The 21,454-nt window shown below is 39.6% G+C and carries 23 protein-coding genes; 2 read left to right on the top strand and 21 right to left on the bottom strand.

The window, feature by feature from the left end:
* Positions 1-203 precede the first annotated feature (203 nt).
* Both HMPREF2810_RS04755 and HMPREF2810_RS04750 read right to left on the bottom strand, forming a co-directional pair.
* The gene (locus HMPREF2810_RS04755; RefSeq protein WP_002385209.1) at positions 204-1,445 is read right to left on the bottom strand and encodes an ABC transporter permease; all 1,242 of its coding nucleotides are present in this window, start codon (positions 1,443-1,445) and stop codon (positions 204-206) included.
* Complete coding sequence (locus HMPREF2810_RS04750; protein WP_002361011.1) at positions 1,438-2,328, bottom strand: ABC transporter ATP-binding protein; 891 nt, start codon at positions 2,326-2,328, stop codon at positions 1,438-1,440. Before HMPREF2810_RS04750 ends, HMPREF2810_RS04755 begins: the two co-directional genes overlap by 8 nt.
* Before the next feature lie 284 nt (positions 2,329-2,612).
* Between HMPREF2810_RS04750 and rpmB the strand changes: the two genes are divergently transcribed.
* Positions 2,613-2,801 (top strand): 50S ribosomal protein L28, encoded by a 189-nt coding sequence (gene rpmB, locus HMPREF2810_RS04745; protein ID WP_002354928.1) that lies wholly within the window; start codon positions 2,613-2,615, stop codon positions 2,799-2,801.
* 102 nt (positions 2,802-2,903) lie between these two features.
* On the opposite strand, the gene HMPREF2810_RS04740 is transcribed toward rpmB, so the two are convergent.
* The 11 genes from HMPREF2810_RS04740 to gmk all read right to left on the bottom strand — a co-directional run bounded on the left by HMPREF2810_RS04740 (position 2,904) and on the right by gmk (position 14,616).
* Complete coding sequence (locus HMPREF2810_RS04740; protein ID WP_002361010.1) at positions 2,904-3,548, bottom strand: thiamine diphosphokinase; 645 nt, start codon at positions 3,546-3,548, stop codon at positions 2,904-2,906.
* Positions 3,545-4,198: a ribulose-phosphate 3-epimerase gene (rpe, locus tag HMPREF2810_RS04735; protein WP_002354925.1), complete on the bottom strand. Its 654-nt coding sequence runs from the start codon at positions 4,196-4,198 to the stop codon at positions 3,545-3,547. The genes HMPREF2810_RS04740 and rpe overlap by 4 nt, the downstream gene beginning before the upstream one ends.
* A 23-nt stretch (positions 4,199-4,221) precedes the next feature.
* Positions 4,222-5,115, bottom strand: coding sequence for a ribosome small subunit-dependent GTPase A (gene rsgA, locus HMPREF2810_RS04730; RefSeq protein WP_002359046.1), 894 nt, complete (start codon positions 5,113-5,115; stop codon positions 4,222-4,224).
* A 248-nt stretch (positions 5,116-5,363) separates the two neighbouring features.
* A complete protein-coding gene (gene ireK, locus HMPREF2810_RS04725; protein WP_002385207.1) occupies positions 5,364-7,520 on the bottom strand; it encodes a serine/threonine protein kinase IreK in 2,157 nt (718 codons plus the stop codon).
* Positions 7,517-8,266, bottom strand: a complete 750-nt coding sequence (locus HMPREF2810_RS04720) for a Stp1/IreP family PP2C-type Ser/Thr phosphatase (protein WP_002354922.1) — start codon at positions 8,264-8,266, stop codon at positions 7,517-7,519. Before HMPREF2810_RS04720 ends, ireK begins: the two co-directional genes overlap by 4 nt.
* A gap of 1 nt (position 8,267) precedes the next feature.
* The gene (rsmB, locus tag HMPREF2810_RS04715; RefSeq protein ID WP_002385206.1) at positions 8,268-9,647 is read right to left on the bottom strand and encodes a 16S rRNA (cytosine(967)-C(5))-methyltransferase RsmB; all 1,380 of its coding nucleotides are present in this window, start codon (positions 9,645-9,647) and stop codon (positions 8,268-8,270) included.
* 5 nt (positions 9,648-9,652) lie between these two features.
* Positions 9,653-10,594 (bottom strand): methionyl-tRNA formyltransferase, encoded by a 942-nt coding sequence (gene fmt, locus HMPREF2810_RS04710; protein ID WP_002385205.1) that lies wholly within the window; start codon positions 10,592-10,594, stop codon positions 9,653-9,655.
* Positions 10,587-11,081 carry a peptide deformylase gene (gene def / locus HMPREF2810_RS04705; protein WP_002389420.1) on the bottom strand — a complete coding sequence of 165 codons (495 nt, stop codon included), beginning with the start codon at positions 11,079-11,081 and terminating at the stop codon, positions 10,587-10,589. The genes fmt and def overlap by 8 nt, the downstream gene beginning before the upstream one ends.
* A 26-nt stretch (positions 11,082-11,107) precedes the next feature.
* Positions 11,108-13,540 carry a primosomal protein N' gene (priA, locus tag HMPREF2810_RS04700; RefSeq protein ID WP_002385203.1) on the bottom strand — a complete coding sequence of 811 codons (2,433 nt, stop codon included), beginning with the start codon at positions 13,538-13,540 and terminating at the stop codon, positions 11,108-11,110.
* Positions 13,541-13,694: 154 nt separating this feature from the next.
* A complete protein-coding gene (rpoZ, locus tag HMPREF2810_RS04695) occupies positions 13,695-13,997 on the bottom strand; it encodes a DNA-directed RNA polymerase subunit omega (protein WP_002354916.1) in 303 nt (100 codons plus the stop codon).
* Between the two features lie 4 nt (positions 13,998-14,001).
* On the bottom strand, positions 14,002-14,616 hold the full coding sequence (gene gmk, locus HMPREF2810_RS04690) for a guanylate kinase (protein ID WP_002354915.1): 615 nt from the start codon (positions 14,614-14,616) through the stop codon (positions 14,002-14,004).
* 222 nt (positions 14,617-14,838) lie between these two features.
* Here gmk and HMPREF2810_RS04685 point away from each other — a divergent pair, with 222 nt between their 5' ends.
* Positions 14,839-16,320 carry a DUF1958 domain-containing protein gene (locus HMPREF2810_RS04685; protein WP_002385202.1) on the top strand — a complete coding sequence of 494 codons (1,482 nt, stop codon included), beginning with the start codon at positions 14,839-14,841 and terminating at the stop codon, positions 16,318-16,320.
* 43 nt (positions 16,321-16,363) lie between these two features.
* Here the strand turns inward: HMPREF2810_RS04685 and HMPREF2810_RS04680 are convergent, their stop codons facing one another.
* The 8 genes from HMPREF2810_RS04680 to HMPREF2810_RS04645 all read right to left on the bottom strand — a co-directional run bounded on the left by HMPREF2810_RS04680 (position 16,364) and on the right by HMPREF2810_RS04645 (position 21,448).
* A complete protein-coding gene (locus tag HMPREF2810_RS04680) occupies positions 16,364-16,669 on the bottom strand; it encodes a hypothetical protein (RefSeq protein ID WP_002383233.1) in 306 nt (101 codons plus the stop codon).
* A gap of 55 nt (positions 16,670-16,724) precedes the next feature.
* Complete coding sequence (locus HMPREF2810_RS04675; RefSeq protein ID WP_002365374.1) at positions 16,725-17,609, bottom strand: YicC/YloC family endoribonuclease; 885 nt, start codon at positions 17,607-17,609, stop codon at positions 16,725-16,727.
* Positions 17,610-17,625: 16 nt separating this feature from the next.
* On the bottom strand, positions 17,626-17,844 hold the full coding sequence (locus HMPREF2810_RS04670; protein ID WP_002381076.1) for a YdbC family protein: 219 nt from the start codon (positions 17,842-17,844) through the stop codon (positions 17,626-17,628).
* Between the two features lie 175 nt (positions 17,845-18,019).
* The gene (locus HMPREF2810_RS04665; RefSeq protein ID WP_002385201.1) at positions 18,020-18,490 is read right to left on the bottom strand and encodes an ASCH domain-containing protein; all 471 of its coding nucleotides are present in this window, start codon (positions 18,488-18,490) and stop codon (positions 18,020-18,022) included.
* Positions 18,491-18,656: 166 nt separating this feature from the next.
* Complete coding sequence (locus HMPREF2810_RS04660; protein ID WP_002354907.1) at positions 18,657-19,310, bottom strand: bifunctional 4-hydroxy-2-oxoglutarate aldolase/2-dehydro-3-deoxy-phosphogluconate aldolase; 654 nt, start codon at positions 19,308-19,310, stop codon at positions 18,657-18,659.
* Positions 19,311-19,314: 4 nt separating this feature from the next.
* On the bottom strand, positions 19,315-20,388 hold the full coding sequence (gene uxuA, locus HMPREF2810_RS04655; protein WP_002388613.1) for a mannonate dehydratase: 1,074 nt from the start codon (positions 20,386-20,388) through the stop codon (positions 19,315-19,317).
* A 23-nt stretch (positions 20,389-20,411) separates the two neighbouring features.
* Positions 20,412-20,864, bottom strand: a complete 453-nt coding sequence (locus HMPREF2810_RS04650; protein ID WP_002354905.1) for a PTS sugar transporter subunit IIA — start codon at positions 20,862-20,864, stop codon at positions 20,412-20,414.
* A gap of 77 nt (positions 20,865-20,941) precedes the next feature.
* Positions 20,942-21,448, bottom strand: a complete 507-nt coding sequence (locus HMPREF2810_RS04645) for a PTS sugar transporter subunit IIB (protein ID WP_002354904.1) — start codon at positions 21,446-21,448, stop codon at positions 20,942-20,944.
* Between the last annotated feature and the right edge of the window lie 6 nt (positions 21,449-21,454).

The following is a 21,454-nucleotide window of genomic DNA, read 5'->3' as shown; positions in this document are numbered from 1 at the left end:
AATAAAAAAAGTATATACTCTAATAAAAGACAATTCAAGCTTTCTTTACAAGTGAAACTGAGAAAAAGTAGATTTCGGTGCCCGACTATTACGCTATAAACAAAAATTGTACACTCGCTATACTGAGTGTACAATTTCAATTACTTTTTTATTTATCAAAATAAATGTTTTATACATGAGAGTTGCGACAAGACTTTTTATACTCATCTAACATAATATTTCCCAGATTTAAACGCTTTTTTGAAAACATTTATAAGTTTATCTCCACTATAAATAAACACGCCCCCTTGATAAACACTCTTCCCTAGAAACGCTAAAATCGCAGTAAAAACCAGATTAATTCCCATCGCTACAGCAAAAGCATTTAACGATGCATCCCCCAGCATATAACGTGCGTACATGACTATCGGTGATAGATACGGTATATAAGATGAAATGATAGTCGCTTGGTTACTTCCTAATCCAGCTGCAAGAATCATTACCATAAACATCGCAATAAATAAAGGAATAATCAAAATATACATCAACTGTTGAACTTCCTGAACAGAGGAAACAACAGAACCTAAAATAGCAGCCGTAACAGAATATAGCAAATAACCTAAAACGAAACATATGATAGCTAAGATGATTGCTTGACTATTTTTGCCTTCACTCAAAAAGTCAAATACTCCTGTACTATCTCCAAAAATTCCATAAGATGCATACGCAGCCCCAAAAATTGCTGCTGCTTGCGTTACCCCAACTAGCCCAATGCCAACAATTTTACCAATTAAATGCTGAACTGGTGTAATTGTTGTGAGTAAAATTTCCATAACTCTTGAACTCTTTTCCACCGCAATGTCTTGAGCAACCATTGTAGAAAAGAGCATAACTGCAATGTAGAGAATAAAGCCAACAATATAAACTAGTATTAATGTTTGAACCGAATTATCTTGATTTCCAGCTAAAGATTCTAAGGATAAACGTGTGCTTTCATTCAAAAACTGTTGTTGCGCCGCATCAATATTTAATTGATTTAATTTAATCGATTGATTTACAGTGGTTACAAGACTTTGTAATTGTTCAGACACATTATATTGGAGAGCTCCTTCGTAATAAATTTTTCCTTCGTATAGACCAGCGCTACTCTTTTCAATTTTCAAAATGGTTTTACTCGCTCTATCTTTCAGCTCTTTCTCAGCATCTGATAACTTTTGACCGCCGTCAACAAAGTTCAGATTGGTACCTTTACCAACTTCTTTCAGCATAGTAACAGTTTCTTGATTATTTGAAACAACAAGGATGGTTTCTTTACTTGGTTCCTCTTTTTTTAGAATCCCTTCATAATTCATTCCCAAAAATGTCCCTACCATCAAAACCAACAGTATAATAACAAACACTTTTGACACGACTTTTTGTTTGTATGTTTCTAAAGCAATCGTCACTATATTTTTCACTTTACTCACCCACTCTTTCTAGAAAAATATCATTTAACGAAATTGGCTCAATTCTGAATTGCTGAATATTTTCTGATTGAAAAATAAATTTTTGAATTTTCTTCGCAGTACATTCATCTTTTACATAAAAAGAAATAACATCATTTTCTTCTTTATACGATTCTATTTCAAAATCTTGTTTTAATATTTCTCTGTCAAAATCAGCCTGAACAATCACTTTTCTTTTATCCGTTTCATCTTTGATTTCTTTTAAATTTCCTTCTACAAGAACCTCACCCTTTTTCATCATACAAATGTTTTCACAGATTTCTTCTACGTTTGCCATTTGATGAGAGCTGAAAATGATCGTAGCACTATTTTCCTTCAAAAAAAGAATTGCTTCTTTTAGTTGATTCGCATTAATCGGGTCTAGCCCAGAGAATGGTTCATCCAAAATGACAAGCTTGGGTCCATGAATGATCGACGCAATAAATTGAATCTTTTGTTGATTCCCTTTTGACAATTCACTAATTTTTCGATCTACGTTCTTTTGTATCTTAAAAAAATCCAGCCAAAAGAGGATACTTTTTTCAATTTCTTTCTTTTTCATTTTACGGAGCTTCCCAAAGAAAGTTAATTGTTGTCTCACCGTTCTTTTCGGATATAGTCCACGCTCTTCTGGAAGATAACCGACCTCTTTAGCATCAAAGCGATCAACTTTACGTCCCTGCCATGTTATTTCCCCTTCATCAGGAGAGTAGATGCCTAAAATATGGCGGAAAATAGTAGTTTTACCTGCACCGTTTGCGCCTAAAAAGCCATAAATTTCGCCTTCTGGAATAGTCAAATTGATTCCTTTAATAATTTCCTGCTCATTCATTTTCTTTTTCAACTTTTTAATTTCTAAGCTCATATTTTCCTCCTTTTTCATTTATCTAAGTACTTTAATTATATTAATCAAACACGGAACACTACATTTTTTTCTTGAACTCTTAAATTTTCATCTTTATCGTCTTACGTTTGTGCATGGATTTCTTAAGTATTTAAAATCAGACAATGAAAAACTATCACCTGACAAGCTACTTTTGTTGTTAGTCACTAAAAATCTTCTTGCAAATCAGTGCCTAATATGATAAATTAAGTTAGTATGAGCTGAATATTATCGCTCCAAGATCAAGGCAAAGGAGGAAACTTAAAATGGCAAAAGTATGTTACTTCACTGGTCGTAAGACTTCAAGTGGTAATAACCGTTCACATGCGATGAACTCAACAAAACGCACTGTGAAACCTAACTTACAAAAAGTTCGCGTATTAATCGATGGTAAACCTAAAAAAGTTTGGGTGTCAACTCGTGCTTTGAAATCTGGTAAAATCGAACGTGTTTAATAAACTTAAATAAGCAAAGCTGGACGTTCGTTGTTCGGCTTTTTTTATTGCATAAAAAAAGAAGTTGGACCTTCATCACTTTGATGAAGGTCCAACCTCTTTTTACTTATCTTTACTTTGAATAACCGCAATCATCCCTGCATCGAAGGAAAAAGCAGCGGCTTCTTCGATAAATTCATTACTTGCATACGATGTTGGGTAAGGAACATCTTGATTGGTTAATAAATATTTACTGCGTCGTAGCGTCAAGTTTTCTACAGGCGTCAAACAGCAGTAGGCCAGATATTCTTTATCTGGCTCTTTTGGTACGATATACGAACCAGGGGCGTAATACTGGATGCTATTTTGACGATCGCATAGACGGATTTGGCGAAGTACGCCTTGAAATCGTGGTTCAAAAGGTAACCAAAGATTGGCTAACAGGTGGTCAATTCTGCCCCCTGTCGCACCGATAATCGTCATCTCTGCTTGTGGAAATCGTTGTAAAGCTTCTTGAAGCGCTAATTGTGTATCTGTATCATCTTTTTCAGCGGGTGCTTGGATGAGTGTTTCGGCAGTTTCTTGGACAAAATGGTATTCTTCTCGTGATAATGAATCAAAATCACCCACCGCTAATTGTAACGGTAAATCGGCCTCTAATAAATGGAGACAGCCGCGATCAATACCTACGAAATAATCATACGTAGCTGGTTCAATGGTTGGCCAATCACTTGGATTGCCCCCAGCTACCAGTAAGACACGACTCATTTGTCTAGCACTGCTCTCAGTGCATCGATTCGTTCTTGAGGATTTTCAGCATTATAAATGTAGGAGCCTGCAACGAACACTTCCGCACCAGCTTCTTTGCAGCGTGCGGCAGTTTCAGGAACAATCCCGCCATCGACTTCAATTTCATAGGTGTATCCTTTTGTTTCTTTCCATTCTTTTAATTGAGCAATTTTTTCTAGTGAGTTTTCAATAAATGATTGTCCGCCAAAGCCTGGATTGACAGTCATTACCAAGACTTGATCTGCCAAATCTAATACATTTTCGATCATCGAAAGTGGTGTCCCAGGATTGATGGTTACGCCAGCTTTCACACCCGCATTTTTAATCATTTGTAAGGCACGATGAATATGGGGTGTTGCTTCTTGATGGACAGTAATAATATCCGCACCGGCTTCCGCAAAGGCATTGATATAGTTTTCAGGTTGTACAATCATCAAATGAACATCCAATGGTAGTTTTGTCACTGGACGAATCGCTGAAACGATATTCGGTCCTAAGGTAATGTTGGGCACAAATTGACCGTCCATAACATCAACATGAATATAATCTGCTCCTAATTCTTCTACTAAACGGATATCTCTTTCTAAATTGGCAAAATCGGCACTTAAAATGGATGGTGCTAGTTTCATTTGGCTCGCTCCCTTTATATTTGCTATGATTTTTTCTTATAAACAGGTCGTCGATTCTCGATTTCCATTAAAAACTGTAAATAATTTTCGTAACGACTCGTTGCAATGGTTCCCGCTTCCACTTGACGTTTCACTTCACAACCAGGTTCTTTGTGGTGCATACATTCACGAAACTTACAGTGAGAGGCCGCGGCAACAAATTCAGGAAATTGCTTTGGTAATTCCACTGCTTCCATCTCCAAGAAATCGATGGCACTAAATCCTGGTGTATCAGCAACCAAACCGTCGTATAACGGAATCAATTCCACGTGACGGGTCGTATGTTTGCCCCGTCCTAAAGATTGGGAAATTTCCGCAGTTGCTAGTTGTAATTCTGGTGAAATTTGATTCAACAATGTTGATTTTCCAGCGCCTGATTGTCCCATAAAAACAGTCAACCGTTCTGGGAAAAAGCGTTCTAATTCTTTGGTGGCTTCTACGTCTTCCGAAGCGATTACCGCATAACCTAACGCTTCATAAATCTGTTTAATTTCAGTGACTTCTTGACGTTGCGGCTCATCTAATAGATCAACTTTCGTTAAATAAATAACTGGTTCTATATCCTTATACTCTAAGCTGACTAAGAAACGATCCAACAAATTAAACGAAAAATTTGGCGAAACCATACTCATGACAACCACACCTAGATCCACATTTGCAACAGGCGGGCGCACTAATTCATTTCGTCTTGGTAAAATTTCCAACACATAACCATCTGTTAAATTATCGCTTTCAAAAAGTACTTCATCTCCCACGAGTGGCGTAATTTTTCGATTACGAAAATTCCCTCGCGCTCTTGTTTGATATGTTTCTCCATCTGCGTATACATAATAAAAACCGCTTAACGCTTTTCTGATTTGACCTTTCAGATAAACCACTCCTAACTACTTTCGAATATACAGGATAGTGGCAGAGAAATCAAGGGAGCCTCTCGATTCTATTAATTAAAAAGAGCCTAGGACATAAGTCGAAATGACTTACCTTCCTAGACTTAAACCTTAAGATAAACGGCGGGACAGGAGCAGCTTCTTCTTATTGCTGAGAAACACTATTTGAAAAGCAAATAGATGTTAAACAGTACCTACTTGGTTCTTGAAGCTAAACACTCCTGTCCCAACCTCTTGTCTTAATTACTCGTACTACTTTCACTAGTGGTGCTTTTTGAATCATTTACTTTTGAATAATAAACTGTAACAGAGTCGCCTTTTTTGACTTTGCTGCCAGCGGATGGGCTAGTTCGTTCAACGACTTGGCCATCGCCAGAGCCAGATAATCCTTGTTCATTGATTTTAAGGCCAGCGTTATTGATGCTGTCTTCTGCAGCTTTTGGCGAATAACCTGAAATATCAGGAACAGTTACTGAGTCACTGCCTTTGCTGACATGTAAAGTAATCGTGTCATTTTTCGGATCAACAGCGGTACCAGAAGCTGGTTCTTGACTAATCACGGTATCTTTTTCAACTTTGTCGCTTTCTTCGTCCACTCGTTTAATTTGAGATTCTGGGATACCTAAAGCAATTAAGCGACTTACCGCATTATCGTAAGAAATTCCGCTATAATCAGAAAGTGTCACTTTGTCGCTGCCTTTACTTACATATAACGTCACTTGGCCATTTTTAGGTGTCACGGTGCCACCTGGTGCGGGGTCTTGCGTAATGACTAAACCTGGTTCTACCGTATCGCTTGCTTGGTCGACACGCGTAATTTGAGATTCAGAAATGCCTAACTGTGCCAGTGCATTTACTGCATTTGTGTAAGAATAACCGGCGTAACTAGGCAAAGTAACCGCTTCTGGTCCTTCACTGACCGTTAAAGTGACTTTGTCTTTTTTCGGATCAACTTTTTTACCTGCAGCTGGTTTTTGTTTAATAATGCTATCCGTAGACACAGAATCACTGTATTCTTTTTTCGTTGTAATTTGGTCTTCTGAAAACCCTAGTTTTTTCAAGGCTTCGACAGCAGATTCATACGATTCGTTTGTATAATCGGCCATCTCAATTTTTTCTGTTCCAGAGCTGATATATAAAGTAACAGATCGGCCTTTTTTCACGGATGATTTTGCTTCGGGGTCTGTTTTGACCACCTTGCCTTCTTCAATCTTATCATCGGGAATTTTTTTGGTTTCACTGTCGACTTTCAGCCCGGCACTTTGTAGCGCTTGTGAAGCGGCCGCTTTCGTTTCATTTGTAACATCAGGAACTTCAACGTCTTTACCACCCGACATTGCAAAGGCTAAGCCACCTATTGCTAAAGCAATTAATGCCGCAATTGCTAAGCCAATCCACAATTTTTTGCGGTTTTTCTTCGGTGGTTGTTCAGCTAAAATGTCATCTGCGATATCTTCTGGGACTTCGACAGGCGTTGTCTCTTCCGGTTCAGCGATGTCTTCGGGAATCGGAGTTAATACTTTCGTTTCTCCTAATAAAGCCGTTGGTTCCCACGCAGGTTCGTTTAAACGACTGGCTGACAAGGACGTGTATAAGTCTTCTGCCATCTCATTCGCTGTTTTGTAGCGATCGCTTGGGTCTTTTGCGGTTGCGTGACGAACCACATTTTCCAATGATTGAGGAATCCCTGGATCAAACATTTTAACAGAGGGAATTTCTTCTTGAAAATGTTTTAAGGCAATCGTTACGGCTGATTCACCATCAAAAGGTACATTCCCCGTTAGCATTTCATAGAGAATAATTCCCACAGCGTAAATATCTGATTGGTTAGTCGCCATGCTTCCGCGTGCTTGTTCTGGCGATAAGTAATGCACCGAACCTAACATTGTGTTCGTTTGCGTAATTGACGTTTCTGACAAGGCAATCGCAATCCCAAAGTCAGTAATTTTGACTGTGCCGTGTTCGTCAATCAGAATGTTTTGCGGTTTTAAATCCCGGTGAATAATTCTATGTTCATGTGCCATTGCGACAGCAGATAAAATTTGTTGCGTAATGTCCACAACTGTGGAATAAGGGATTGGGAAATGCGTTTGGATGTAACGTTTTAAGTCCATTCCTTTTACATATTCCATGACTAAATATTGTAGTCCATCTTCTTCGCCTACATCGTACACACTGACGATATTCGGGTGAACCAGCTCAGTTGCGGCTAGTGCTTCACGCTGAAAACGTCGGATGGCGGCTTGATCGTTTTGGAAGTCAAAGCGCAAGACTTTTACTGCAACGTCTCGGTCTAAAATTAAATCGTGTGCTAAATAGACGTTGGCCATGCCGCCGCTTCCGATGCTGCCAATAATGTGATATCGACCATTCAGCTTCTTGCCGATTTCTATCATTGGTTTTCCTCCTTCTGTTCGTCAAAGTGTATCACTAACACGGTAATGTTATCTAAACCACCCGCTTCATTTGCTTGGGCAACGAGTTGGCTTAATTTGGATTCTAAGGGATCTGACGTCTCTAAAATTTCTAAAATTTTTGTCTCAGGAACCATATTGGTTAAACCGTCCGAACATAACAGTAAATAGTCATTAGGCAGCCATTCATGATTGGTTACATCGACTTCGACAGTGCCAGGCATTCCCAAAGAACGTGTTAGGACATTTTTTCGTGGATGATTTGCAGCCATCTCACGAGTAATCTCCCCTGATTTTACTAGTTCATTCACTAAAGAATGATCTTCTGTTAATTGTAACATGTGTTGGTCACGAACTAAATAAGCACGACTGTCCCCCACATTTGCTAAGACAAATGAATCCGGTAAAAGGATGGCACCAACCACGGTTGTCCCCATTCCTAAATACTCTGGTTTCGATTGTCCGCGTTCATAAATTTTTTCATTTTCCTTTTGAATTGCTTGAATTAACCACTGTGCAGATTTTTCAGCTGAGTCGACAGACGCATTGGACCAACTCTCACCTAAATTATTGACTGCCATTTGGCTAGCGACATCACCTGCTTGGTGACCACCCATGCCATCTGCTAAAACAGCAAAGGTTATGTGTTGTTGGTTCTCAAAAACGTTGGCATAATCTTGGTTCGTATTTCTTTTGCGACCGACATCTGATTGAACGTTGATTTCCAAATTATTTCACCTCATTTGAACTAACTTTCCGCATACAGCAAATAAAGAAGCCATCTGTCATGTATTGATGGGGATACAGAACCAGTTCTTGCTCTTTTACTACTGCTTGGACATTTTCATTTGCAACAATTTCAATTTTTTCAAATTCAGGGTGTTTGGCTAAAAAGGCTGCCACTACTTCCTGATTTTCTTCTGGCGTAATAGTACAAGTGCTATAGACCATTATACCCCATTGTTTTAGTGTTGGGGCAACACTTTCTAAGATTTCTAACTGAATTTTAGGTAAATTTTGAAAATCATTGGCCGTTTTATGGTATTTAATGTCTGGTTTACGGCGCATTAGCCCTAAGCCTGAACATGGTGCATCAACTAAAATCCGATCAAAGGTTTCTGCGGGAAATTCTTCGGCCACTTGTCGCGCATCAAGCTTTTCTGCTTGGACGACATCCGCCACATTGAGGCGTTGCGCATTTTCATTAATTAGCTTAATTTTGTGCGCATGAATATCTAAAGAAGTCACACGACCACCTGCTTCAGCCTCTAAAAAAGTTGCGATATGAGTCGTTTTGCCACCAGGAGCCGCACAAGCATCCAAGACACGATGATGCGGTTCAATTTGCATCGCTGGAGCCACGAGCATAGAGCTTTCATCTTGAATGGTTAAACAACCGTTAATAAACAGTTCACTACCAGCTAAGTAGCCTTTTTCAGCGACAACACCATAAGGGGAAAGTTGACTTTCCTTCGCGGCAATCCCTGTTTCTTGTAATTCTTCCAGCGCTTCTTCTCGTGAAATAAACCGTGTGTTTACTCGGCCACTCGCATGGCTTTTTTCAAATAATGACAAACCTAACTGCCGTGTTTCTTCTTCGCCTAATTGGGCAAGTAATTTTTCTGTTAACCAACGTGGCATGCTAATTTCCGTTGCTAAACGATCAACTGGATCGCTAATTGCGGCCAAACTAGGTGCTCCATTTCGTTGGAACGCCCGCAGCACGCCATTCACGAATTTACCAATCCCAGGATTGCCACGACGTTTGCCAATTTCAACCGCTTCATTAATGACTGCATGATCAGGCACTTTATCTAAATAAAGTAATTGATATAACGATAAAATCAATAAATTTTTCACCCAATTATCGACTTTTTGCGGTTTCTTAACAAATGGTGTTAAGTAGTATTCCAACAATAATTTGCGACTAATTGTGCCGTAGACAAGTTCTGTAAACAAGCGGCCATCTTTCTCGCTTAGTTCTGATTTTGTCATCATTTCATTAAGTAAAAGATTGGAGTACGCCCCACCTTTATCCACACGTTCGATGGTTTCTAAAGCAACGTATCGAACAGAACGTTTTAATTTCTTGGGGATTTTTTCAGCCATTTTTGTTAGTCCACCTTATCTTTTTCTGCGACATTTTGACCGACGCCATTTAAAAATTCTTGAATCGTTAATTGACCTTTACCTGCTGGTTGCAGGCGATCAATTTGAAGAACTGTCCCTTCGCCACAAGCAATCCATAGCGCTTTTTTACTACGTTGGATAATCGTTCCTGGGGCGCTGGTTGTTGTTTCAGTCAGTGGTGTCACTGCCCAAATTTTCCAGTTGGTCCCTTGATAGGTTGTGAACGCTGTTGGCCAAGGACGCATACCACGCACTTGGTTATCAATTGCCTCAGCAGTTTTTTGCCAGTCAATTCGTTCTTGTTCCCGGGCAATATTTGGTGAAAAAGTAGCCTCTTCTTCCACTTGTGGAATAGGCGTGATTTCGCCAGCAATTAGCTTAGGTAACGTCTCTAATAAAAGTTCTTTTCCTAGAATGCTTAATTTTTCAAACATGGTGCCTACATCGTCTTGTTTCGTAATCGGAATTGCACGTTGCGCTAAAATCGCGCCAGCATCCATTTTTTTCACCATTTCCATAATCGTGACGCCTGTTTCTTTTTCTCCTTCAATAATCGAGTAATGTACAGGTGCGCCGCCACGATATTTTGGTAAAAGTGAGGCATGGACATTAATCGCACCTAGTTTGGGCGCTTTTAAAATTTTCTCTGGTAAAAATTGTCCAAAGGCTGCTGTCACAATTAAATCTGGTGCTAAGTCAATCACTTTTTCCATTTCAGGAGAACCTGAAATTTTCTCTGGTTGTAAGACTAATAAGTTATGTTTTAAAGCTGCTTCTTTGACAGGCGTTGGGGTAATCACTTTTTTTCGGCCAACTGGTCGATCTGGTTGCGTGACAACCGCTTGAACGTCATAGCCTGCCTCGATTAAACTTTCTAAAATCGGAACAGAAAAGGCTGGTGTGCCCATAAATACAATTTTAGTCATCAAAATGTTCCTCCATATACGCTTCTAAATCTTCTGGTGCAATTTTCTCAATCATTTTATCGATAAATAACTCGCCGTTCAAATGATCAATTTCGTGTTGAAAAGCTCGAGCTAAATAGCCGTAAGCCGTAACTTCCATTTCTTCACCTTCACGGTCAAAATAACGGACAGTCACTTCATCTGCTCGTTCAACGGTTCCATATGTTTCTGGAATACTTAAACAACCTTCCACATCAATACTGGTTCCCTTTTTTTCAATAATCACTGGATTAATTAGTTCAAAATGACCAGATTCTTCATCGATTTCAATCACTGCCATTTGCAAATTTTTACCAATTTGCGGGGCTGCTAAGCCAATCCCATCATGGGCCAGCATTGTTTCATACATATCCTCTAGTAACTGCACAATTTCATCGGTAATAATCGTCACAGGTTGAGCCTTCATTTTTAAGTGTTCGTTCGGGTGAATCACAACTGGATAGCGCATAAGTGCTCCTTTCAAAGCTGTATTTTTTAAATAAAATTCATGGGTTCTGCATCAATGGAAAGCTTTAAACCACGAGCCGTTGCTCGTTGTGTATCGGTTAAAATTTCTTTCAATAATGGTTGAAGCATTGGTTCTTGTTTATACTTGATAATCACTTGATAAAAGTACCGATTATTGACACGCATAATTGCGTTGGGCGTTGGTCCCAACAAAATAGCTTGCGGCGATAAGCCTTGTTTTAATTTCGTCGCAATTTGAAACATTTGTTTCGCTGCTTCATTTTCTTCAGGATGGCTAGCCGTAATTTGGACCGTAAAATAGTACGGCGGATAATCCCCACGATGACGGATATACATTTCTTTTGTATAAAAATCTTCATAATCTTGGGCTTTTGCCAATTGTATCGCATAATGCTCGGGGTTAAAAGATTGAATGATGACTTCCCCCGGTTTTTCAGCTCGACCAGCTCGACCGCTGACCTGTGTCAATAACTGGAAGGTCCGTTCACTGGAACGAAAATCGGGTAAATTCAAGGCGGTATCAGCATTTAAGACACCGACTAACGTCACATTTGGAAAGTCCAGTCCTTTGGCAATCATTTGTGTGCCTAATAAGATATCCGCTTGTCCTTCACCAAATGTTCGCAAAATCTTTTCATGCGCACCTTTGCGTCGGGTCGTATCAACATCCATTCGGAGAATACGACTGTCTGGTAACAACGTTTGTAATTCTTCTTCTACTTTTTGTGTGCCTGTTCCGTAGTAGCGAATTTTATCTTGGCCACAGTTAGGACAGCGATAAGGAATCCGTTCTTCATGTCCACAATAATGACATTTCATTGTTTTGCTATCCATATGCAAAGTTAAGGAAATATCACAATTCGGACACGGCAACACATAGCCACAATCGCGACACATCACAAATGACGAATAGCCACGGCGATTAAGTAGGAGAACACTTTGTTCGTTTTTCTCTAAGCGTTCTTGGAGTTTTTCTTGCAACGACATGGAAAAAGAAGAGACATTGCCATTTTCTACTTCTTGCCGCATATCCACTACATCAATCGTAGGCAAAGTTGCCGCTTGATTGGCACGCTGTGTTAATCGTAACCGCTGATAAACATTTTTTTGTGCGCGAGCGCGTGATTCCAAGGACGGCGTGGCACTACCTAAAACAACAGGGCAATGATGGTACTCCGAACGCCAAATCGCTAAATCTCTCGCGTGGTAGCGGGGGGTTTCTTCTTGTTTATAACTTGCCTCGTGTTCTTCATCAATAATGATCACACCGATGTTTTCGATTGGCGCAAAAATGGCAGAACGCGCACCAACCACAACTTCCGCTTCTCCTCGTTCAATCTTCCGCCACTCATCGTATTTTTCACCTTGCGATAAGCCACTGTGCATTACAGCAACATGTTCGCCAAAGCGACTTTTAAAGCGTTGCACCATTTGCGGAGTTAAAGAAATTTCAGGGACAAGCATAATGGCTGTTTTGCCTTGGTTAAGAACTTCTGCAATGACCTGTAGATAAACTTCTGTTTTCCCGCTTCCTGTAATACCTTCCAATAAGTAGGTTTGGCTTTGCTGTTCTTGGACCGATTGTAAGATTGTTTCCACAGCCACCTGTTGTTCTGCATTCAAAGATAACGCAGTCGTTTTTTCAAACGTCTGATTAGCAAACGGATCACGATACGCTTCTTTTTCAATGAACGTTAACCAGCCGTTTTTGGCCGCTTCATTTAAAAGCGCGGTACTGAAACCTAATTCTTTCATTTCCTTCACAGCGGTGATTTTTTCAGTGCCCAAGCGTTGTAAATAGTAAAGAAGTTGCTCTTTCTTCTTAGCTCCCTTGCGTAAACCCAAACGAATTTCCTCTAGTTGTTCAAATTCCTTAGCGGCTTGAATGAAGCGGACCATTTTTACTTTATTTCTCGTCGTAACTTCGTAGCGAATATCGACTTTTTGCTGTTTACGCAACGCCATTAGTTGAGGCAAAAGCCCACGTTCTTGCGCTTGGTCCCACGAAATTTCCTCTAAACCATAAAATAACTGATCTTGTAATTCTTCAGAAAGCTCATCCGTTAAATAAATATATTTTTGGTAATCGGCACGCATTACGCTAGGCAACATGGTTTGCAAACAAGTGATTTTAAAAGCAAACGTTTTTTCCTTCATATAATCAGCTAAAGCCAACATTTCTGTATTTAAGACAGGTTTTAAATCCAACACCGCCACTAGTTCTTTCAACTGAACATTGGTTTCGTCAAGAACCGTTGCAGCCACTGGTTCAATGGCTAGAACAAACCCTTGAACATGCCGATTACCGTTACCAAAAGGCACTTCTACACGCATGCCGACAGCCAATTGCTCATTTAAATTTTCAGGAACTAAATAAGTGAATGGTTGATCGGTTTGCATCGTTGGTACATCCACAATAACTTTGGCTACTTTTTGCATGGTGCGTCCTCCTTTTTATGTAAATTCTCTTTGCCTATTGTACTAAAGATTGACTGATTTGTCTTGTGTGTCTCGTTGGCACCTTTCAGAATAAACGAAGAGAAAGCCTCTGAAATAGACAGACGGCTTTCTCCATTCGTTGACAATCATTCAATTAATTTTTTTCGTCACGTAAACGGTTTTCTAATTCTTTTTGTTCTTGTTCACGTTGGCGTTTGCGTTCTTCACGTTCAATGCGTAGACGTTCGCGTTTTTCTTCAGGATTTGGATCACTGATCACTGTTCCTGCTTCGATTTCTTCTAACGCACGACCCACACTTTTTACAGAATCAAAGGATTCAACGGTTGGTTGAACGCCTTCATCTAATTCATGCGCACGTTTGCTTGCTAAAATAACCAAAGAATATTTTGAAGGAACTTCTTTTAACAATGAGTCAATTGACGGTTTTAACATCATAAGGCTACATCTCCTCTAACATTTTAATATATTTTCCAATTACACGGTCAACACGGAAGTGCTCACTCGCGATAATGTCTTTAATTCGTTGCACGGCTAAAGGAACTTCATCATTCACTACCGCATAATCATACAGCGCCATCATTTCGATTTCTTCTCTGGCCACAGCCATTCGTTCTTCAATCACAGACATTTCGTCTGTTCCGCGGCCAATAATTCTTGATTTTAATTCCGCTAAATCGGGAGGTGTCAAAAAGATAAATACGCCATCAGGCACTTTGTCTTTGACTTGTTTAGCCCCTTGGACTTCGATTTCTAAAAAGACGTCTTTGCCTTCATCTAGCGTCTGGTTAACATACGTTAATGGTGTCCCATAATAGTTACCAACATATTCCGCATATTCCAACATTTCTCCAGCTTCAATCATCGCTTCAAATTCTTCTCTTGAACGGAAATAGTAATCTACTCCATCCACTTCGCCTTCTCGCTGTTTCCGAGTGGTCATTGAGATTGAATATTGAAAATCATTTTCTTCACTGTCGAAAATAGCCTTTCTTACAGTCCCTTTCCCCACTCCTGAAGGACCTGACAATACGATTAATAACCCGCGCTCTGACATAACGACTTCCTTTCAAAACATAATTTCACAGTATTAGTTCTATTTTGCACTTTTTTTCTGCAATTTTCAAGACTTTCTTGGAGATTCACTGAAAAAATAACATTTCTTCTTTAATTTGGCTTTCATAACTTGTTCTTTTTTTAAACAAATTACCTAGAATTCCTATACAGGCAGCCATTTTTTAAGTAAAATGAAGTGATGACTCCTTTAGGATGAAAAAACGTGAATAAGAAAGGACTGAGAAACATCGCACGAATTAAACCATTTACATTGTTTCTGCTAGGCTTAGTTGTCAGTTGTGGGGCCTTTTTTGCCCAACCTACTGTGACTCACGCAGAAGAAGATATTACCGCAATTGCTAAAAAAATGGGGACGACCCTGAAAGCGGATGGCATTCCCAAAGCAGCCATCGTTGTTGATGCTGATTCTGGAGAAATTCTCTGGTCGCAGCAACCAGATTCAGCGTGGAATCCTGCCAGTATTGCCAAAGTGATGACCATGTACTTGGCCTTTGAAGCAATGGAGCAAGGAAAATTTACAATGGATACGACTGTGACTGCTACGCAAAAAGATGTCGATATTTCTAAAATATACGCCATTAGTAATAACAAAATTACGTTAGGTGTTGCTTATCCAGTCCGTGAACTGTTAAAAATGATTGCTGTCCCCTCTTCTAATGTGGCGACTCTCATGTTGGCAAATTTAATTTCAGGGAACCAGCCTACTGACTTTGTTCATTTAATGAACCAAAAAGCGGCTGAATTAGGGATGACAAATACTACCTATTACAACTGCAGTGGGGCGCAAGCAAGTGCCTTTAACGGCCTGTATCAAATGCAAGGAATTGACCCAAATGGCGATAACGTCTCTACAGCTAGGGATTTAGCTTCACTAACCTATCATTTTCTGAAAAATTATCCAGAAATTTTAGAAATCACCAATAAACCAGTGGTGAAAACAATGGTCGGCACGCCTTACGAGGAAACTTTTGAAGCGTACAATTATTCTTTACCAGGCGCTAAGTATGGCTACCAAGGCGTGGATGGTTTAAAAACAGGCTCTAGTCCAACAGGCGGTTTTAACTATATTGCGACTGTCAAACAAGGAGATTTCCGTTTAATTGAAGTCATTTTAGGCGTTGGTAATTGGCAAAACCAAGATGGTGAATACGAACGGCATGTGGCTGGGAATGCTTTGCTGGACTATGCCTATACGACATACGAACGCAAAAAACTTTTAGACAAAGGACCACAAACCATTGATCACAAAAAAGTCACTTTGGCTAACGATTTATACGGTGTCGTTCCCAAAGGCAGTCAGCCTACTTTTAAATTAGTAGCAGGGCAGGTGCAAGTCGACACGCCTTTGACATTGTTAAATAGTACTGTTCAAGCGCCTAAAGTGGCTTACCAAGAAGTTAAGCCAAAACAAACAACAGCTGAAGCTGCGGAAGAATCAAACGAACATTCTGGGGATACCACCGTTGCAGAACCGAATCATTTTATTCCCAAATCGATTGCCACAAGTGTTTTAGTCCTTTTCGGGCTAATCTTCTCAGTAATTACCCGTCAGCTTCAAAAACGTTTAGAACGTCAGAAAAAACACGGCAAAGAAAGCAGTAAAACTGCATCCATGCGGACAATCTTTTTAAGTGCCGCAGTTCTTTCTTTCCTATGCGCCGTTGGCTTGTTTCTTTTATTCTAATTAAAAAAAATACCACCAAGCGTGAAATGCTTGGTGGTATTTTTTATAAGCCCATATTAGAAAGCGTATTGACCACGTTCATCAATTCATCGCGACGACGAACTTGTTTGTCGACAGGGCCGTCAACTTCTTTCACGTCAATGCGAACAACAAAGTGACGATTCAAAGTAACAAACGTGTCTTCGTTAATTTGGATATTTAATTCTGTTTCAGAATAGCTTGCACAAGCATCTTGCCAGACGTCAAATGGTTCTCTGTCTGAAGCGACTTCTGTTTTTACCACAGAACGACCACTTAATTCTTGAAAGGTTACATCATAAAATTTAGTCATTGCTTTCACCTCTGTCATTTATTCGTTACTTCTATATTATAGCGTTTTCTGGAAAAACACGAAACCATTTTCTCTATTCGACATTTTGAATTTGTTCACGAATCTTTTCTAAGGTTGTTTTCATTTGAACGACACTATTTTTTATTTCAATTGGACTTGATTTCGAACCAATCGTATTGACTTCACGGTTCATTTCTTGAATTAAGAAATCTAGTTCTCGGCCCACTGGTTCTGTTTCGTCAAGCAACTGATGCAACTTATCAATATGGATATCCAAACGATCCAATTCTTCATGAATATCGCCTTTTTCCAATAAAATGGCCATTTCTGTTAATAAGCGTGTTTCATCCACTTGGCTACCTAACCATTCGTTTAATTTCGCTTCAAAACGTTGACGGTATTCTTGTTCAAAAACGCCCACAAACGCTTGCAGCTCTTGAATTGATTGGGTCAACACTGCTACGTAGTCAAGCAGGACTTGTTTAATTTGCGTGCCTTCTTGCACCCGGCTTTGGTCAAGACTAGCGATGGCTGCTTCAAATGCTTGAACAAGAAATGGTTCAAATGTCTGATCAACGATTTCTGCTTCCACTATTTCGACAAAATCATTTTGCTTTAATAAATGGTTGACCGTGTCCCCTGCATCAAACGTTGCTTCCGGATAGTTTTCCTTTAAATGTTGATCTACCGAAGTTAATAATTGATCAATTAAGTCCCACTGCACGCGCACTTCTTTTTGATTGTTGCCGATTTTTTGGAGATTTACATAGACTTCCACACGTCCACGTTTTAACGTGCGTTTGATTACTTGCCGAATCACCAGTTCATAGGCATTCAGTTCCTTTGGCATACGCAATTGAATATCTAAAAACCGCTGGTTGACACTTTTGACTTCGATATCCAATTGATAATTTTCATTTTGAATGGTCTTTTTTCCAAATCCAGTCATACTTTTCATTGACAGGGTGCTCCTTTTACATGGATTTAATTGTTTTGCTTAATTCAGCAAATTCTTCGTTAGTTAAGGTGATGCCTTTACCCATTTTTTCGTGATCAGGGGCCCACTCACGCAAATCAAATTTTGGTGGACGACCATTCCAACTAATTAAATTCAATTCTTTACGCCAGCCACGAGCATTCTCAGATAACACAGCGACTTCTTCTAAAATTTCATATGAAAATTCTTCTTTCATAACATTCACTCCTTGTTAGTATTCCTTAGGTTATTGTACCATCTTTTCCTCGACACTTAAAATACACATCTCTTTTCTATCACCCTGTCTATATAAACATACGCAACTTTTTCAAAAAATCAGTAAAAAAAGCGACAACTGCTCGTTTCAATCGTGTCAGTCACCGCTTCTCTGTCTATTCTTTTTCTGTATAAAGATCCACTACTTCAAAACTTTGGCAAACTAACAGCATATCGGGATAAAATTGTAACTGATAGGGGGCCAGTTCTTCTTTAAAGAACCGCGCATGCTCTTCATACCAATAATCCAACGTCAAATCTCCTTCACCTTCCGCTTGTGCAAAAGATTCTGAGACCTTATTCATGGGCATAATTTCAACTTTGGTTGTTCGAATAATAGCCAGCGGTTGAGACTGACCATCTAAAATTATGTCGTATTGACCAGCTTTAGGGAGTTGTTCTTCTTCCATCTTATAAATATCTAAAGAAGAACATGTCGCTGTCTTACGACCAGAAACAACCAATTGACCCAAACGATTACCCATCTCAGAAGAGCCATCACCAAACATCCACACATCGGGCATCAACATATCTAATTCATGTTTATCTAAAAAGTTTTTCCAGAACACTTCTACATTTTTTAACATCCTTTGCTCTCCTTTTTATTTTTACTTCACGCAACCTTCTTTCACTAATTATACATAACTGATTGCTTTTCTCCTATACTATTTTTACAAAATGAAAACTAAAATAATGTCAGTAACATTTGGACAGAAAAAAAGAGGACTAAGTAACAAAACTTAGCCCATCTTTTTATTTTGCTTGTCGTTCTTTGATTTTCGTGAGTAAAGATTGAACATGCTGGCGTGCCGAAGCTTCATCTTCTTGAAGCATCTTTTCCGATAAAATAAAGGAGCCGCCCACTGCTAATACTTCTTTGGCTTCCACATACTCTATAAAGTTTGTTTCATCAATCCCACCAGTTGGTAAAAATTGAACATCATAAAACGGGCCACTTAAACTTTTAATGGCTTTTAATCCGCCATAAATATCGGCTGGGAAAAATTTAACCACTCGTAAGCCATACGCCAGCGCTCGCTGAATCTCCCCAGGCGTAGCTGTTCCTGGAAAAATGGGCACCTCATTTGCCAGACAAAAATCAATGACTTCTGGAACAATCGCTGGGGAAACAATGAACTGTGCACCGTTCGCTACTGCCTCTTGGGCTTCTTTCAAGGTTCTAACAGTTCCTGCGCCCACAATTAAATTCCCTGAAGCAGCAAGTTGTTTGATGGCAGGCAAGGCCAGCTGACTCCGAAAAGTGACTTCAATAAACGGTAATTCGTTTTCTACTAAGACTGATTCTACTTGTGGCAAATAGCGTAAATCTGTTGCAGTGTATAGTGGTAAAAGTTTACATGTCGCTAATTGTTGATACAGTTGATTTTTTTCAACTTTTGTTTCCATTCTGTCACTTCCTATTTTGTTTGGCTTTGGTTGCTTCGTACAGTCCTTGAATATAGGTCAACCCCATTGCTCGATCATATAAACCATAACCAGGCATCGCTTTTTCATCCCAAATTGCCCGCCCATGATCAGGACGAATAACGCCTTCATACCCTACGTCTACCAGTGCTTGCATTAATTCCGCCATATCTAACGAACCAGCGACACTCGGATGCGCCGTTTCTTCAAAACGATGCTCACCTAAATACTTCACATTGCGGAAATGAACAAAATTAATTCTGTGACCTATTTCACGAATCATAGTAGGCAAATCATTCGTCGGGTCCGCACCGAGGGAACCTGTACAAAATGTAATCCCATTTGCTGGTGAGTCCACCAAGGAAAGGATCCGTTTTAAATCCGCTAAATTTTTAGTGATTCTTGGCAAACCAAAAATTTCCCAAGGTGGATCATCGGGGTGAATCCCCATTTTGATATTTTCTTCTTCACAGACAGGAATCACACGTTCTAAAAAGTAGCGCAAATTTTCGACCAAATCTTCTTCCGTTACGCCGGCATACATGGCTTTCAATTCTTGAAATTGTTGCAAACGCTCCTCTTCCCAACCTGGTAACCGGAATCCTTTTGACTGACTGTGAATTAATTGATACATGTCTTCTGGCTGCATGTTCTCTACCACAGCTTGATCAAATAACAACGATAAGCTACCATCTTCATTCTCATACGCCAAGTCCGTTTTAGCCCAACCAAAAATAGGTTTGAAACTGTAGCACACTAAGGAAATTCCGCATTTCCCCAAGTTACGCAACGTCTGGCGATAATTATCAATATAGTGGTCTCGTTGATCCGTCCCCGCTTTAATGGCATCATGAATAGCGACACTTTCAATTCCTAAAAGTGCTAATCCTTCTTGTTCCACCGATTGTTTAAGTGCCTGAATTTCGGCTACTGTCCAAACATCACCTGGTAGTTTATTTAACAAGGTACCGACAACACCAGTAATTCCTGGAATCTGTCGAATATGTTTTAACGGAATGGCATCGCCTGCCGCTCCGTACCATCTAAATCCCCATTTCATTGCTTTCACCCTTTACTACATTCTTAAAAATCATCGTCCTCATCCTCTTCATCCTCAAATGAAGTCATAGAAATATCCCATGCTTGCACACTTTCTTTGCCTTGCGCAACAATCGCTTGCGCCGCTTCAGCAATCGGTGTGCCCAATAATTGATGGTTTATCGCTTCTAAGACCATTGGTAGGTTGGTACCACTCACCACAAAGATTTTCTTTTGTAGTGCTGGTTCGAGTTCGTTAATCACCAAAACTGCCTGATTGTAAGGACTCGCACTTAATAAGTCAACCATGACCAACACGCCATCCCCTTGTTGGACGTTCTCAATCGCTGTTTTAATTTGTCCGCCTAGTGCTTGGACATCGTCGCCACTATTTAGATTAACGGTTTCGATATTTTCGGTTGCGCCCATAATCACGGTAGCTGCGTCTTTCGCACCGTCACTTAGTGCACCGTGTGTAGCAATCACAATCCCTAACATAAAAGTTCCTCCTTCAATTCAGCGGCTTGAGTCATTACTTCAAACAGTCATGCAATGACTCAAGCGACTGTCCTTTTCTATAAATTAAATTTGCCTAAAACCTCTTTTAAACTAGTTTTTGGTGCAGAAGGCGTTGCTTGGAAATAAATATCTTCTACGCCATACACCTCATGTAGTTCTTTTAATTTTTCGGCATCTTCTTTGTTTAAATAAACTGATTTGGTTACTAATAAATCTTTTTCTGGATTCTTCTGTGCAATACCGCCGATGTTTAACTCCTTCATAGGGACTCCGTGTTTTACTAAGTCATAAATTACAGAGACGGTTTTAGCGATTAAAATACAGTTGTACTCTTTGAATTGGTATTCATCCCAATAAAATTTGGCTTTTTCCGGCGTAATGACAATGGTTTTTTGTCCTGTCCGACTGCCTGCACTTTTGTATAAATCACGCATAAATTTATCCTTTGCCACCACTTCATCGACAACGAAAATGGAATTAACGCCACTTTTTTGGGACAAGGTCACCATCACTTGTCCATGAATTAATCGTTCATCTACTCTTGCTAAATTTACTACGCCCATCTGATT

This window comes from Enterococcus sp. HMSC078F03, assembly GCF_001811595.1.
Lineage (GTDB): Bacteria > Bacillota > Bacilli > Lactobacillales > Enterococcaceae > Enterococcus > Enterococcus faecalis.
This window is presented reverse-complemented; position numbering and strand designations above follow the sequence as displayed.